Annotated in this window: 14 protein-coding genes; 11 read left to right on the forward strand and 3 right to left on the reverse strand. The window is 46.3% G+C overall.

The genetic code is table 11. The features are described 5' to 3' along the window. Positions 1-102: 102 nt before the first annotated feature. From ACUTVW_RS20325 to ACUTVW_RS20340, 4 genes are all read left to right on the forward strand, one after another. A complete protein-coding gene (locus tag ACUTVW_RS20325) occupies positions 103-2,079 on the forward strand; it encodes an AraC family transcriptional regulator (protein WP_445647446.1) in 1,977 nt (658 codons plus the stop codon). 152 nt (positions 2,080-2,231) lie between these two features. Further along, a complete protein-coding gene (locus tag ACUTVW_RS20330; protein WP_445647447.1) occupies positions 2,232-3,266 on the forward strand; it encodes an NAD(P)/FAD-dependent oxidoreductase in 1,035 nt (344 codons plus the stop codon). Positions 3,267-3,509: 243 nt separating this feature from the next. Then, complete coding sequence (locus ACUTVW_RS20335) at positions 3,510-4,163, forward strand: hypothetical protein (protein WP_445647448.1); 654 nt, start codon at positions 3,510-3,512, stop codon at positions 4,161-4,163. A gap of 532 nt (positions 4,164-4,695) precedes the next feature. After that, complete coding sequence (locus ACUTVW_RS20340) at positions 4,696-5,172, forward strand: hypothetical protein (protein WP_434750478.1); 477 nt, start codon at positions 4,696-4,698, stop codon at positions 5,170-5,172. Positions 5,173-5,316: 144 nt separating this feature from the next. Here ACUTVW_RS20340 and ACUTVW_RS20345 read toward each other — a convergent pair whose 3' ends face one another. Next, positions 5,317-5,916 (reverse strand): thymidine kinase, encoded by a 600-nt coding sequence (locus tag ACUTVW_RS20345; protein WP_445647449.1) that lies wholly within the window; start codon positions 5,914-5,916, stop codon positions 5,317-5,319. 176 nt (positions 5,917-6,092) lie between these two features. Here ACUTVW_RS20345 and ACUTVW_RS20350 point away from each other — a divergent pair, with 176 nt between their 5' ends. Further along, a complete protein-coding gene (locus ACUTVW_RS20350) occupies positions 6,093-6,305 on the forward strand; it encodes a hypothetical protein (protein ID WP_445647450.1) in 213 nt (70 codons plus the stop codon). An 83-nt stretch (positions 6,306-6,388) separates the two neighbouring features. Here ACUTVW_RS20350 and ACUTVW_RS20355 read toward each other — a convergent pair whose 3' ends face one another. Next, a complete protein-coding gene (locus tag ACUTVW_RS20355) occupies positions 6,389-6,706 on the reverse strand; it encodes a DUF2627 domain-containing protein (RefSeq protein WP_445647451.1) in 318 nt (105 codons plus the stop codon). A gap of 234 nt (positions 6,707-6,940) precedes the next feature. On the opposite strand from ACUTVW_RS20355, the gene lpdA reads away from it, so the two are divergent. From lpdA to lipB, 5 genes are all read left to right on the forward strand, one after another. After that, positions 6,941-8,365 (forward strand): dihydrolipoyl dehydrogenase, encoded by a 1,425-nt coding sequence (gene lpdA / locus ACUTVW_RS20360; protein ID WP_445647452.1) that lies wholly within the window; start codon positions 6,941-6,943, stop codon positions 8,363-8,365. A gap of 140 nt (positions 8,366-8,505) precedes the next feature. Continuing rightward, positions 8,506-9,534, forward strand: coding sequence for a thiamine pyrophosphate-dependent dehydrogenase E1 component subunit alpha (locus ACUTVW_RS20365; RefSeq protein ID WP_445647453.1), 1,029 nt, complete (start codon positions 8,506-8,508; stop codon positions 9,532-9,534). Positions 9,535-9,536: 2 nt separating this feature from the next. Continuing rightward, positions 9,537-10,523, forward strand: a complete 987-nt coding sequence (locus ACUTVW_RS20370; protein WP_445647454.1) for an alpha-ketoacid dehydrogenase subunit beta — start codon at positions 9,537-9,539, stop codon at positions 10,521-10,523. A 37-nt stretch (positions 10,524-10,560) separates the two neighbouring features. Next, on the forward strand, positions 10,561-12,042 hold the full coding sequence (locus tag ACUTVW_RS20375) for a dihydrolipoamide acetyltransferase family protein (protein WP_445647455.1): 1,482 nt from the start codon (positions 10,561-10,563) through the stop codon (positions 12,040-12,042). A 114-nt stretch (positions 12,043-12,156) separates the two neighbouring features. Next, positions 12,157-12,864 (forward strand): lipoyl(octanoyl) transferase LipB, encoded by a 708-nt coding sequence (gene lipB, locus ACUTVW_RS20380; protein WP_445647456.1) that lies wholly within the window; start codon positions 12,157-12,159, stop codon positions 12,862-12,864. Positions 12,865-12,896: 32 nt separating this feature from the next. Here the strand turns inward: lipB and prli42 are convergent, their stop codons facing one another. Further along, a complete protein-coding gene (gene prli42, locus ACUTVW_RS20385; RefSeq protein ID WP_188591092.1) occupies positions 12,897-12,998 on the reverse strand; it encodes a stressosome-associated protein Prli42 in 102 nt (33 codons plus the stop codon). 81 nt (positions 12,999-13,079) lie between these two features. On the opposite strand from prli42, the gene ACUTVW_RS20390 reads away from it, so the two are divergent. Next, positions 13,080-14,210, forward strand: a complete 1,131-nt coding sequence (locus tag ACUTVW_RS20390; protein WP_445647457.1) for a M20/M25/M40 family metallo-hydrolase — start codon at positions 13,080-13,082, stop codon at positions 14,208-14,210. Positions 14,211-14,267 lie beyond the last annotated feature (57 nt).

A 14,267-nucleotide genomic window follows, 5' to 3' on the forward strand; every position in this document is an offset into this window, starting at 1 on the left:
CGATCTATGACATAGACGGGCCGGCGCTGTATGCGTTTAGAAGTAGAAACATTACTAATTTTTGGCGGGTTTCGGTTCAGTAGAAGTGGGGATTGGAGAGAGATGATGAATTTAATCGAACAGATGCAATATTGGAATTATGCGGCCGTGAAGGTACTGGATCTACGCCGTATCGTCATGAAGGCAGGAATACAACAGGAATCGTATAGACTACCTGCTACTGGTTTTATATACACAGTTCGAGGATCGGCCGATCTTCAATTGGAGGGACAAACATACAGATCTGAAGCATTTTATATGCTTCACGGGGCCAAAGGATCGTTACTGAATATACAAACCCATGAAGATTTCGAATATATCATGTTATATTACCGAGCCTTTCGAGCTTTTCCTAATTATCGTAAAAGATGGTTGCGGGAACAGCCTCAAAGTACACCAATTTCTTTGCAATATGGGTTTACACCAAGTAGTCCTCTGGAATTGTTACGTTACCTTAGTGAGATGGAGAAAGCATGGACGCAGTCAGGAAATTTAGATCTGCTTCATACGAAAAGTCTGTTTTATCAATTCATTCATGAACTGATGGCTCAGCTGGCTGCGCAGGATGTTGCAACTGAAATCGTTGATCCGGTCAAACAGACTCTTGGTTACATACAGAAGCATTATAGAGAACCGGTAACCCTTGATTTTTTAGCAGAACAATTAAATTATAGCTCCCGGCATCTATCTATGAAATTCAAACGAAAGACGGGTTACAGTCCCATCGATTACTTAATCCAGACGCGTATTGGCAAGGCTCAGGATTTATTGGTGCGTTCTGACGCAAAGCTTGGTGCAATCGCAGCAGAGGTTGGTTATACGGATGTATATTACTTTAGCCGGATCTTCAAGAAACATGTGGGTATGTCTCCAAGCCTGTATCAAAAAAAAATGAGAGAATTGGGCCGAACAGAAGATCGTCCATTGCGAGTATCCGAATCGTCCATTGGCTGGGCATTGAAGTCAGGATATATTGATTATGATAATCATTATCAATATATAGACGGAGGGTCTACACCAATGAAAAGAAGAAAAACAAGTTCAAGTATGATTATGATTGCATTATTGAGCATCACGATGCTCCTCGCAGCCTGCTCCTCAGGTACAGCAACAACACCAGCAGCTGGCGAAGGAACGGGTGCCAGTTCCAATAACAGCAGTACGGCAGTGTCATCAGACACAGGAAGCCAGACGAACAAAGACAATGAAACACGCACCATCTCGACGGTTAAAGGAGATGTTGTTGTTCCAGCAAATCCCAAACGGGTTGTTGTGTTGTATCTCCAGGGTGATGTGGTTGCGCTTGGAGTTAAGCCAATCGCTACTTCAGATGTATACGATGGGGCTGCTTACAAGAGTGAGCTTGAAGGTGTAAATTCATTGGGTACCTGGTTCGAACCGAATCCTGAAGCGGTGATTGATCTTAATCCCGATCTCATCATTGTTCCTTCAGAAGAGACATATGACACGTTGAAAAATATCGCACCTACGGTGTATATTCCCTATGAGAAAATGACAACAGAAGAACGACTTCACAGCATAGCCAGCATTTTTGGCAAAGAGAAGGAAGCTGAAGTCTTGATTAACAACCTTAACAGCAAAGTGGAAGAGAGTAAAAAAACACTTGCAGACGCAGGTATATTGGATAAAACCATCTCCATTATTGAAGGTGGTCTGAAAGGGATGGTCGTTGTGGAGAGCAAGCAATTTGGCCGTGGTTCTCAGGCGGTCTATGAATATCTGGAAATGAAAGCTCCTAAAGTAGTGCAAAACAAAATTGATGTTGTTTCGGACGCCGCAGGCTCTTCGATCTCGATGGAAGTTCTTCCAGAATACATAGGTGACTATGTGTTTCGCTCTGTGTATGAAGGGGCAGATAATCTAACGAATAACCCTATATGGAGCAGTATTCCAGCAGTAAAAGAAGGCCGTCTGATCGAAATTGATTTTGATTTCTTTTATTATTCAGACATCTATTCTATCAATAAACAACTCGATTTTGTTGTAGATAAACTGTTGGCGGCTCCCAGAGCACGCTAATTATAGAGGAAATCAAGCACTGAAGGTTATATAGGAGGCGAAAATAATATAACCATTGTAATTTGAACCCATTTCCATTAGACTTAAACGATAATGAGAATCAATATCATGTAATCGACGTTAGGGGTCGAATGGATGGAGGTCCTATCAAGATGAATCAAGAAATGGAACTTTATGATGTAACGATTATCGGAGGCGGCCCGGCGGGCATGTACTCTGCTTTTTATAGCGGTATGCGTGATATGAAGACCAAATTGATTGAGGCGCGCGACAGACTGGGAGGACGGATGCTCTTTTATCCGGAAAAGATGATTTGGGATGTTGGCGGTGTGACTCCGATCTTGTGTGAAGACTTGGTTAAACAGCTTGAACAGCAAGCGCGCACATTTGAACCCACACTCGTATTTGAACAACAGATCGAAGGTTTCGAACGTAGGCCGGATGGTACCATCCTACTTACTTCTGCTACAGGGGAGCAACACTGGACACGCACTGTCATTTTGGCAATAGGATACGGGATATACAAAATGGCGAAACTGGAGCTTGAAGGGGCAGACCGCTATGAAGTATCCAATCTACATTATACGGTGCAAGAGCTCGAGCCTTTCCGCGGTAAACGAGTGTTAATCTCGGGTGGGGGAGACTCCGCTGTGGATTGGGCGAATGAGCTAGAGAGTTTGGCTCAGCAGGTAACGGTCGTACATCGACGTGATCACTTCGGAGGACTGGAACGGAACGTGTCGCGTATGAAAGAATCCTCAGTTGACGTGCGGACACCATACGCTATTGAGAAGCTGCATAGCTTGAGCGGTGATATGATCGAACAGGTTACCATTACACATATGGAAACGGAAGAGACCGAGATGCTTGAAGTGGACGCAGTGATCGTCAATCATGGGATGAAGAGTGATTTTGGTCCTATTCGTGATTGGGGATTAAATTTAGGAGAATGGCATGTCAGCACAACCGAAAGGCTGCAGACGAATATTCCCGGCATTTTTGCTGCAGGTGATTTTGTAGATTATGGAAGCAAGCTGTATTTAATCGCCGGCACATTTACGGATGCTGCTCTGGCCGTTAACAGTGCAAAGCTGTATATGGACCCGGAAGCCGAGAAAGTAGCCTATGTCTCTTCTCATAACAGTCGTTTCAAAGACAAAAATAAAGCACTTGGTGTTGTGGAATAATTATATTGCAGGTTTTAGGATAACTTCGGGAATATTCCGGGGTTATTTTTTTTGTATCAAGCGGGTATGAAGAGGGAGGATTGCACAAGATAGAATAGTCTTGATTTGAAGAGCAGCCTCAAACCGATTATAATCAAAATCTATAACAGACTAACGCGACTAATGACAGCTTTCACAGCTTGAATAAACAGATCCAAAGACTCTGCAACCAGATTACAATTCGACAAGAGTGGAGTGCAGCATATGAAAAAAGGTTCAACACCTGGGCAAAAAAATGCTACGTTCATTCAGCGCTTGCTTTATCGCGCGAATAGGAAACGGATCAAATGGTCTGAAATATATCTTGCCACAGCCGGAGTACTTCATCGTTTATTGGTAGAGGGGCGCCGTAAACGTTCAGCCGTGAAAAGATTGCAGCAAGACATGCCTCTCAGCGTATTGACGTCAATGAAACTTGAGCCAGGCGACATTGTCTATACGCCAAGCTCGGAGTCAACCTACTATGCTGGACATATGGGCATTATCGGGTTGGATGGGAAGGTGTATCATGTGCATCCTTACGGACCGGTTTTTGCCGATACACTCGACTGGTATCTTACCCGTTTTTATGAAGGAGATCGGTTCATCGTGTTTCGCTCCAAGCTTCATCAGGTTGGAACTCGCGCAGCGGAATGGGTTCAGGAGCATTATGAGCAGGTGAAGTTTTATCGTTTGCAAACAAACCTTCTAAGTATCGAGCGAAATTATTGCTCCAAATTTATATACCAGGCCTATAAGTTTACATCTGGACTGGATCTGTGGGGGCGAAGGTTTACTAAACTGAAGCAGGGATTCATCTACCCATTTCGGATCGAGCGTTCATCCGATCTGGAAGTACTGGGCACATTTTATAAATGAATCATAAAAGACCGGCTGGGCAGCTGTTTCTCGAGCATTAGAGGACAGATTTGGCCGGTTTTTTTTAATATGTACTGAGATTAAAACAGGAAAAACACTTAAAACGTCGAATAAAATATGAGATGGGCACGCACAACTTGGAATCGTATACATAATAGATTACTTCATTTTCCAGGTGAAGAAAAAAACGACTACAAGGTAGGCGAACAAGAAAGAGTGAAGCGAACATGAAGTGGCTGGGCTTCTTACGAAGGTTTCGGCGGCAGCAAAACGTAGTGAAGCTATCGGACTACACCCCAAAAAAGGAAAGGAGGAACTACTGTTCCATTTGCAGGAAAGATGTGAAAAGGGTTATTTATTATGCAGCTCCTCAGGGAACTGTTACAGGTGTATGCAGTTCTTGTAAGTCTTTAGCGGACGAGAGAGGCATGTTTCCCATTTAATAAGAAGAAATGCGCTCAGGAAACAACATTACTTTGATTTATGCGCGTTTTTGTAGTACATTAGCAAATGTATTCGAAGGAGGATTCTAATGTACTCAGGAAGACAAGACGATACTTTATACATCATGACCTACACCTTAAACAGCGGTATCAAGGGTACGGTTCCACTGTCTAATAAGCAGATTGTTGAATGGCTCGATTGTTATAGAAATGAGAGACGCTTCGTAACAGAGATCGGCAAAGAGTTTTTTGGATTAAATGCAAGCTTGGTTGCAGACTTTAAGGTTCAAAACCATTTATCCGATTATCAGCAAACGATTATGCCTACACAGCAGCAGGATAACCTGGAACGTCTGTCCAGTGCTTATAAATCCACCGAGCTATTGATGAAAATTGATTGTAAATGCGGCACGGCCTACGTCACAGAATCTCCTTATAAGCGTACGAAATGGTACTGCACGAAATGTAAAGAGATCGTGTTCCTGGATGCCAAAAAAGGAATGGTTGAAACGTCTCGTGGCGACGCATATTACATGACCAACAAATATTTTGTTTCTCGTGACTAGCGGGAAAGGATATGGAGAGCATCGCATACAGCGGTGCTTTTTTGTGCCTGCTTCTTGAATCGCAGTGGAAGTTATGGAAATGTTGATGATATTATTGCAATAAAAAAAGCCCAATGTGGGCTTTGCTCTGGAGCTAGTAATGCATTACGACGGGCATTCCACTTTGTGAGGAGGAATGAAGCAGCATCGACAGCGGGGCTCGTAAGCCTCCGAATCACCAATCATGACAACTGGACCTAAAGTAACGGGCTCTCCGTTGACAATCCGCTGTGTGAAAGCAGCATCCGGGCTGCCGCAGACTGCGCAGAACGCAGATAGCTTCTCGATATCATCGGCCATGGCGAGCAGGCCGCCGATATACCCGAATTCTTTTCCGCGATAATCCATGTTCAGTCCATCTACAATCACATGTTTGCCACAGTAGGCCAGTTCGGAGACAAGTTCCATGATTGCACTGCTGAAAAATTGGACTTCATCAAAGGCAACAACATCGGCATCTATGGTCTGGTTCAGAATGGTCTGCACGGATTCCGGCGTTAATTGCCGAGGAATGGAATGGGCGGGTAGTCTGTAGCCGATTCGGCTTACAATCTCGTCCTGAGCGAAACGATCATCTTCGGCTGGTTTGTAGGCAACGACCTTTTTACGGCCAAATTGAATAAGTTTTTGACAACGGCGAATAAGTTCACCGGATTTTTCACTGAACATGGGTCCAGTAATTACGGTAATACGTCCAGTTTGCACGGTGCTGCTACCCCTCTCGCATACGGAATTCAAAAAAAGCGACCATTACAGATTACCACATCTTCTTTGGAAAGAGCCAGAACTAATATGAAGCAGTTTGTGTTACTATATGGATTGTTACGATGCAGGTTCCGAAAGTTGGAGTCCATGGAGTTATCTGAAAAGAGGTGTTACGAATGAACGAAGCATTATCCTCACTGAAGCAGCGTTATGAAGACCTGAACAAAGAGGGCAAGCTGGATGAGGCTGCACAGGCTTTATTTATGGAGCTGATGACAGAGGCTGAACGGCTGCAGGCGAGCAATCTCACGCTGCGCAGAACGATCTTGAAATCCTCTTCAAAAGAATCTCGTATGTCCACTAAACTGCGGGATGCTTTATATGAATGAAATTTGCCAATGATGCGGAAATGACTCCGCGTCTTCTTCTGTCTTCAAAGGACCATACTATGGAAAAAATAAAAAGCCCGGAATCATGAACTGCTTCCGGGTGTTTCGATCTGTTCAGGTTGTTTTTTCGAGCGGAAACGGGGTCCTACATAATTACGTTTGCGGTCACGAAACAGAATCCAGCCGCCCAGAAAACTCATGCCTGCCGCAAAAAGCACAAGCCCGCCCAAGAAGGAAAGCCACTGGAAGCCGGGAGCAACCAAGTCGTTACCGTGCTCAGCGTAATATAGAAACAGGGCATCCTTCATCATCAGAAAACCCTTCATGGCCATTAATCCGGGGATGACGAGTACAATTATCGCGAGGAATCGCGCAAAGACTATTTTTGTATTCATGAGCATTATACCCTTTCTGCCAGAGTAGACATAAAATAAAGGTTGCGCTTACAGGGAATCCCTGCTTATATCATAGCTTGGAATGTATCGACTTGTCCATGCGAGAATGGTCAAACTTTGAGTTGACTGCGCAAGGAGAGTACAATGATACATAGAGGGTATGAAAAGTGTTAAGGTACCACCGGTCATTTTATTATTATTTATATTCAAAAAAATGAGCATATAGAGGAGAACATAGAGATGCCAATACCATGTGATGTAGCCGTACTAGGCGGAGGGACGGGAGGATACGTTGCTGCAATACGTGCCGCTCAGTTAGGCAAAAAAGTCGTTATTATTGAAAAGGACAAGCTTGGTGGAACATGCCTGCATCGTGGCTGTATCCCGAGCAAAGCATTGCTGAAGAGTGCCGAGATGTACGCCGAAATTCAGGACAGTGAGAGCTATGGCATTGAGACGAATGGAGCAACCTTGGTGTTCCCGAAAGTTCAGGCACGTAAAGATGCGATTGTGGAGCAACTTCATCAGGGCGTTCAATATTTGATGAAAAAAAATAAAATTGAGGTTATACACGCTAAAGGGCGCGTGATCGGGCCTTCCATCTTCTCCCCGCAGAGTGGAGCAGTAGCGGTAGAGTTCGAGGATGGTGAGATGGACACGGTTGTTCCAACCAACCTGATTATTGCCACCGGCTCTCGTCCACGTGTACTGCCGGGTCTTGAACCCGATGGAAGAACTATCATGAGTAGTGATGAAGCGTTGCGCATGGACGAGCTGCCTGCTTCAATCCTCATTGTGGGTGGTGGAGTCATCGGCCTTGAATGGGCCTCCATGCTGAATGATTTTGGCGTGAGTGTGACGGTAGTTGAGGCAGCAGCTCATGTGCTCCCTGCAGAAGATGAGGATGTAGCCAAAGAGATGCAGCGTTTGCTTGGCAAACGGGGCGTGCGTATCCTTACTGGCGCCAAGCTGATGACGGACAGTTATCGCACCGAAGATCAGAACGTGTACATTAATGTAGAGCTCGCGGGAGATAAACTGGAAACACTAACTGCTGAAAAAATGCTCGTGTCTATAGGACGTCAGGCTAACGTTGAAAATATCGGACTTGAGAATACGGATATCAAAGTCGAACGTGGCTTTATTGCGGTCAACAAACATCTGCAAACTGGAGAAGGCCATATCTATGCGATTGGCGACTGCATTGGCGGATTACAGCTCGCACATGCCGCAAGTCACGAAGGGATACTGGCAGTGAATCATCTGGCCGGGGAGAGCGTGCATCCGGTTGAAGCACATCGTATCCCGCGTTGCGTATATACACGCCCGGAAGCGGCTAGCATTGGCTTTACGGAGAAGGAAGCCAAAGAACGCGGACACGAGGTCAAAATCGGCAAGTTCCCGTTCCAGGCAATCGGCAAGTCCTTGATTCACGGAAGTCGTGACGGATTCGTGAAGGTGATTGCAGACGCCAAAACGAATGATATTTTGGGAGTACATATGATTGGCACCCATGTTACGGAACTCATTGCGGAGGCTTCATTAGCACAGATGCTGGATGCAACGCCATGGGAAGTCGGGCAGACCATTCATCCGCATCCTTCATTGTCGGAAATCATGGGCGAAGCGATGTTAACCGTGGACGGAAAAGCAATTGGAATGTAAGCCAAACAGCCGAGTGAGAAAGGTACTTTCCTTTTTTGGGCAAAAGGGATTATAATAAGGTTAAGCCAAGTCTTAGTACCAGGTTATAAGAGTGGGTAGTAGGACTTGCAAAAGGCTTTGATTAAAAGGAGGTACCTCATATGAGTTCACAAGGTACTGCAGACGCGGTTCATCGGCATCAACAGCTGGGACTTAGCAATGGAGAAGTATTGGATATGTACAAATACATGCTGCTTGCACGCAAGTTTGACGAGCGGTGCTTGCTCTTGCAGCGAGCTGGCAAAATTAACTTTCACGTATCCGGTGTAGGTCAGGAGGCTGCTCAAGTCGGCGCAGCTTTTGGTCTGGATCGAGATCACGATTATTACTTACCTTATTATCGCGATTACGGTTTCGTTATGGCCGTAGGCATGACTCCGCGTGAGCTGATGCTGTCTGCATTTGCAAAGGCGGAAGATCCGAACAGCGGTGGACGGCAGATGCCAGGTCACTTCGGTCATAAGAAGCTGCGTATCGTTACAGGCTCCAGTCCGGTTACTACGCAAGTTCCTCATGCGGTAGGGTTCGCTCTTGCTGCTAAAATGCAGAAGAAAGATTTCGTTTCTTTTGTTACCTTTGGTGAAGGTTCGAGCAACCAGGGGGATTTCCACGAAGGGGCAAACTTTGCAGGTGTGCAAAAGCTGCCAGTCATCATCATGTGTGAGAACAATCAATATGCAATATCGGTTCCTATTCACAAGCAGCTTGCTGGCAAAATTTCTGATCGTGCGCTGGGTTATGGTTTCCCAGGATTGCGTGTCGATGGCAATGATGCACTTGAGGTATATGCGGCAGTGAAGGAAGCGCGGAAGCGTGCCATCGCGGGAGAAGGACCAACACTGATTGAAGCGATGATGTATCGTCTGTCTCCACACTCCACTTCGGATAATGATCTGGCCTATCGGACCAAGGAAGAAGTTGAGGAAAACTGGAAGAAAGACGGCGTGCTTCGCATGAAAAATTACTTGATCGAATGTGGCATCTGGGATGAAACCCAGGATGCGGATCTGGCTTCCCAGCTTGCGCTGGAAATGAAGGAAGCAACTGAATATGCAGACAACGCGCCATATCCGAAACCTGAGGACACACTGACGCATGTTTATGCGGACAGCGAAGAAGGGGGACGGTAATCATGGCTATGATGGAATATATTGATGCAATCCGTCTCGCAATGAAAGAAGAGATGGAGCGGGACGAGAATGTTTTTATTCTTGGTGAGGACGTAGGTGTAAAGGGTGGCGTGTTCACCACAACCAAAGGGTTGCAGGATCAATTTGGTGAAATGCGTGTTATGGATACCCCTTTATCGGAATCTGCAATCGCTGGGGTAGCGATCGGTGCAGCCATGTACGGCATGAAGCCGATTGCCGAAATGCAATATTCGGACTTTATGTTACCGGCAACGAATCAGATTATTAGTGAAGCGGCTAAGATCCGCTATCGCTCTAACAATGATTGGAGCTGTCCAATCGTTATCCGTGCGCCAATCGGTGGGGGTATCTTCGGTGGACTTTACCACTCCCAGTGTCCGGAATCGATTTTCTTTGGTACACCGGGACTCAAAATTATTGCTCCTTACTCGGCGTATGATGCCAAAGGATTACTTAAAGCGGCTGTTCGCGACCCGGACCCTGTACTCTTTTTTGAAAATAAAAAATGTTACAAGCTGATCAAGGAAGATGTGCCTGAGGATGATTACATCGTTCCGATCGGTAAGGCCAACGTGCTTCGTGAAGGTGCCGATATTACGGTCATCGGATACAGTCAGCCATTGCATTTTGTCATGCAAGCCGCTGAAGAGTTGGAACGGGAAGAGGGCATCACGGCACATGTGCTGGATTTGCGTACATTGCAGCCGCTCGACCGTGAAGCGATCATCGCTTCTGCGCGGTTGACAGGCAAGGTGCTGATCGTACACGAAGATAATAAAACGGGTGGTGTGGGCGCAGAGGTTGCGGCCATTATCAGTGAGGAATGTCTGTTTGATCTGGATGCGCCTATCCAGCGCCTCTGTGGTCCAGATGTACCGGCAATGCCAATTAGCCCGACGTTGGAGAAATTTTACATGCTGAGCAAGGATAAAGCCAAAGCAGCCATGCGTGAACTTGCAGAGTATTAATAGATAAAGATAGATTAAAGTTTGGAGTGATAAATCAATGGCTGAACGTATGAAATGGATCGAGGTCATTATGCCGCAACTCGCGGAATCGTTGGTCTCGGCTACCATAGGCAAATGGTTGAAAAAACCGGGTGACCGTGTGGAACAGTACGAGCCGATCTGTGAAGTCATCACAGATAAAGTCAATGCCGAGATTCCGTCTACGGTGGATGGCATTATGGGTGATCTTTTGGTGGAAGAAGGAACAACGATCGCTGTAGGTGAAGCCATCTGCCGCATGCAAGTTGCTGCTGCGGATGAAGATACAGCTGAACAAGTTACACCTGCTGCACATCAGGAGGAGCCAGTTCAGCAAGCTCAAGCACAGCGTACGGGTGGGCAATCTCCTGTAACAGCTGCAGGATCAAACGCAGCAGCATTTGATCCGAATCAGCCGATGCGTCATCGGTATTCTCCTGCAGTACAGTCCCTGGCAGCAGAGCATGGACTGAATCTGCAGCAGGTTCCTGGAACAGGTACTGGCGGTCGAATTACACGTAAAGATGTACTCGCCTATGTTGCGCAAGGTGGTCAGGCAAATGCATCATCGGCGTCTGCACCAACATCTGCTGCGGCCAATCAGTCGTTACAGTCAACATCGTCTTCACCTTTCAGTGGAATCAGGGATACAGGTGCAACTACGTCATCAATAGTTACGAACGGCGTAGCAGGACAGACACTTCCTGCATCTGATGCGGGCGTTCCTGTGCGTCATTCTGGAATCCATCTGACCGAAAGTCCGAAAATTCCACAGATTGAAGTGGAAGGCGGCGGACAAGGGAGATCGGAATACTTTATCGATGTTACCCCTGTGCGTAATGCGATTGCGCGGAATATGCGTCAAAGTGTATCCGAAATCCCTCATGCGTGGACGATGATTGAGGTGGATGTAACGAACCTCGTGATGCTGCGCAATAAGCTGAAGGATGAGTTCAAACGGAAAGAAGGCATTAACCTGACCTACCTCTCGTTTATGATGAAGGGTGTCGTGAATGCGATTAAAGATTACCCAATCATGAACTCGGTATGGGCGGTTGATAAAATTATCGTGAAGCGGGATATTAACCTGTCCATGGCGGTTGGTACAGAGGATTCTGTGCTTACACCGGTAATCAAACAGGCGGATCAGCGCAATATTGCCGGTCTGGCTCGTGAGATTGACGATCTGGCTCGCAAAACACGTGAAGGCACGCTGAAACTGGATCACATGCAGGGTGGTACATTTACCGTGAACAATACAGGTTCATTTGGTTCGATCTTGTCTCAGCCGATCATTAACTACCCACAGGCAGCCATTCTTACATTTGAATCTATTGTGAAGAAACCTGTGGTCATTAATGATATGATCGCTGTTCGGTCCATGGCTAACTTGTGTCTTTCCCTGGATCATCGGATTCTGGATGGTGTCATCTGCGGCCGGTTCTTGCAACGGGTCAAAGAGAACCTGGAAGGGTACAACATGGAAACGAAAGTGTATTAAGTTTATTATAGAAAGACGGGAAAGTGTATGTGCCTTAGGCCGTGCACTTTTCTGGCTGTCTGGAGACAGACGTATCTTCATATATTAAACCATGGGCAGAAGGATGTGGGGAACATGGGCAAACCGCTGAATGTGGCATACATACCGATGCTGGATTATGAAGCGGCATGGAATCTTCAGAAATCAATTGTGCAGCAACTGGACGAAGGCGATGGCCCTGAACAGATGTTGCTTTTACAGCATCCGCCAACCTATACGATTGGATCACAGAATCATCCGGAGCATCTGCTTTGGAGCGAGGAAGAATTGAGAACACAGGGGATCTCTTTGTTTCAAATTGACCGAGGCGGTGATATTACTTATCATGGACCGGGTCAATTGGTGGGTTATCCTTTATTAGTACTTGGTCGGGATGAGGAACTGGATCTGCATGGATACTTGCGCAAGCTGGAACAAGTGATGATTGATTATCTGGCAGATCAGGGTGTTGAATCCGGTCGTAAAGAAGGGTACACAGGCGTATGGATCGGTGATCTGAAGATCGCGGCTATCGGCATCAAGTTTAACCGGTGCAAGCATCGACGGGGTTTTGTGACGAGTCACGGGTTTGCCTTCAACATTAAATCAGGTATTCAGCATGCCGGGTTTCAGGGAATTGTACCGTGCGGAATTGAACAGTATGGTGTGACTTCTTTGGAGGATATCACAGGTAAGTCATACGTAGTGGAGCAGGTAGCGCGGGATATCGTGCCTTATTTTCAACATATATTTCCGTATGATACGACTTGGAGTACAGAAGAAGAAGCCCTCCAGCGGCTGTAAACAGCGCGTTAGAAGGGCTTCAGGTCAGGTGACTATCCAAACAGCAACGGTTCCAGCGCAATGAAAAGGGTGGAGCCAATCATGGCGGCCAGCATGAGATAGATCACAATTTTGAACCATTTCTTGTTTTGCATGAAGAGAGAACTCCTTTCAGACCTTTTGAACAAGCCATAGTATCTGTATTGTACCGTATCTACGATAGGGAGGAAAGTCTAATGATTAATGAGCAGCGTGTTATTCAGCAGTTTATGGAACTGGTACAGATTGATAGTGAGACAAAAAATGAACAAAATATATCCAAGGTGTTAAAAGAACAATTCGAAAGTCTTGGCCTTCACGTCTATGAGGACGATACGATGGATGAGACCGGTCATAGTGCGGGTAATCTGATCGTTACACTGGAAGCTGCAGGAGTGGAAGGTGTAGAGCCGATGCTCTTTACGTGTCATATGGACACGGTCACCCCCGGGCAGGGGATCAAACCGGAGCTGGGCGAGGACGGTTGGATTCGCAGTGATGGAACAACGATTCTTGGTGCGGACGATAAAGCGGGCATTGCGGCTCTGTTTGAAGCCATTCGTGTCATTCAGGAGAACAATATTCCGCATGGCAAAATTCAGTTCGTCATTACGGTTGGTGAGGAATCCGGTCTTGTAGGTGCTCGTGCGATGAATCCTCAGGATATCGATGCCGCATTTGGCTATGCGCTGGACTCCAACGGAGCGGTGGGTACGATCTGCGTGGCTGCTCCATCAAGAGCTGAGATTCAGATGAAAATCTATGGAAAGTCAGCACATGCCGGTGTGAATCCGGAAGATGGAATTAGTGCGATCCAGGTTGCAGCCAAAGCGATTGCAGCCATGAAGCTTGGACGCATTGATAACGAAACGACAGCGAACATTGGCAAGTTCCAAGGGGGTTCAGCGCTGAACGTGGTATGTGACTTTGTTCAGATTGATGCGGAGGCTCGCAGTATTGTGCAGGAGAAGATTGAGCAGCAAATTGCCCAAATGCGGGAAGCACTCGAAACGACATGTCGTAAATTCGGCGCAACAGCAGAGTTCCGCAGTGAAATCAAGTATCCTGCCTTTGGCTTCCATGACGATCATGAGGTTGTGCAGCTTGCGCAGCGAGCCATTCGTAGTATCGGTCTGGAAACAAGCACATTTGCTTCTGGCGGCGGTAGTGACGCGAATATTTTTAACGGATTGGGCATTCCAACGGCTAACCTGGCTGTAGGATATGAGGACATTCATACGACCAAAGAGCGCATTCGAGCAGCGGATATTGTGAAGTTGTCTCAAATTGTCATTGCGATTGTGCAAGAAAACGCAAAGGGAAAGTAAGTTTGTCATGTGAATATGTAACGAAGCGTTAGCTGAAAAAGAAAATGAAAGTCCGAA

This window comes from Paenibacillus sp. TSA_86.1 (assembly GCF_052691815.1).

Bases quoted from the DNA above. Each gene is read 5' to 3' on its own strand.
- ACUTVW_RS20325 (WP_445647446.1), top strand. From the start codon at position 103: ATGATGAATTTAATCGAACAGATGCAATATTGGAATTATGCGGCCGTG.
- ACUTVW_RS20330 (WP_445647447.1), top strand. From the start codon at position 2,232: ATGAATCAAGAAATGGAACTTTATGATGTAACGATTATCGGAGGCGGC.
- ACUTVW_RS20335 (WP_445647448.1), top strand. From the start codon at position 3,510: ATGAAAAAAGGTTCAACACCTGGGCAAAAAAATGCTACGTTCATTCAG.
- ACUTVW_RS20340 (WP_434750478.1), top strand. From the start codon at position 4,696: ATGTACTCAGGAAGACAAGACGATACTTTATACATCATGACCTACACC.
- ACUTVW_RS20350 (WP_445647450.1), top strand. From the start codon at position 6,093: ATGAACGAAGCATTATCCTCACTGAAGCAGCGTTATGAAGACCTGAAC.
- ACUTVW_RS20355 (WP_445647451.1), bottom strand. From the start codon at position 6,706: ATGCTCATGAATACAAAAATAGTCTTTGCGCGATTCCTCGCGATAATT.
- lpdA (WP_445647452.1), top strand. From the start codon at position 6,941: ATGCCAATACCATGTGATGTAGCCGTACTAGGCGGAGGGACGGGAGGA.
- ACUTVW_RS20365 (WP_445647453.1), top strand. From the start codon at position 8,506: ATGAGTTCACAAGGTACTGCAGACGCGGTTCATCGGCATCAACAGCTG.
- ACUTVW_RS20370 (WP_445647454.1), top strand. From the start codon at position 9,537: ATGGCTATGATGGAATATATTGATGCAATCCGTCTCGCAATGAAAGAA.
- ACUTVW_RS20375 (WP_445647455.1), top strand. From the start codon at position 10,561: ATGGCTGAACGTATGAAATGGATCGAGGTCATTATGCCGCAACTCGCG.
- lipB (WP_445647456.1), top strand. From the start codon at position 12,157: ATGGGCAAACCGCTGAATGTGGCATACATACCGATGCTGGATTATGAA.
- prli42 (WP_188591092.1), bottom strand. From the start codon at position 12,998: ATGCAAAACAAGAAATGGTTCAAAATTGTGATCTATCTCATGCTGGCC.
- ACUTVW_RS20390 (WP_445647457.1), top strand. From the start codon at position 13,080: ATGATTAATGAGCAGCGTGTTATTCAGCAGTTTATGGAACTGGTACAG.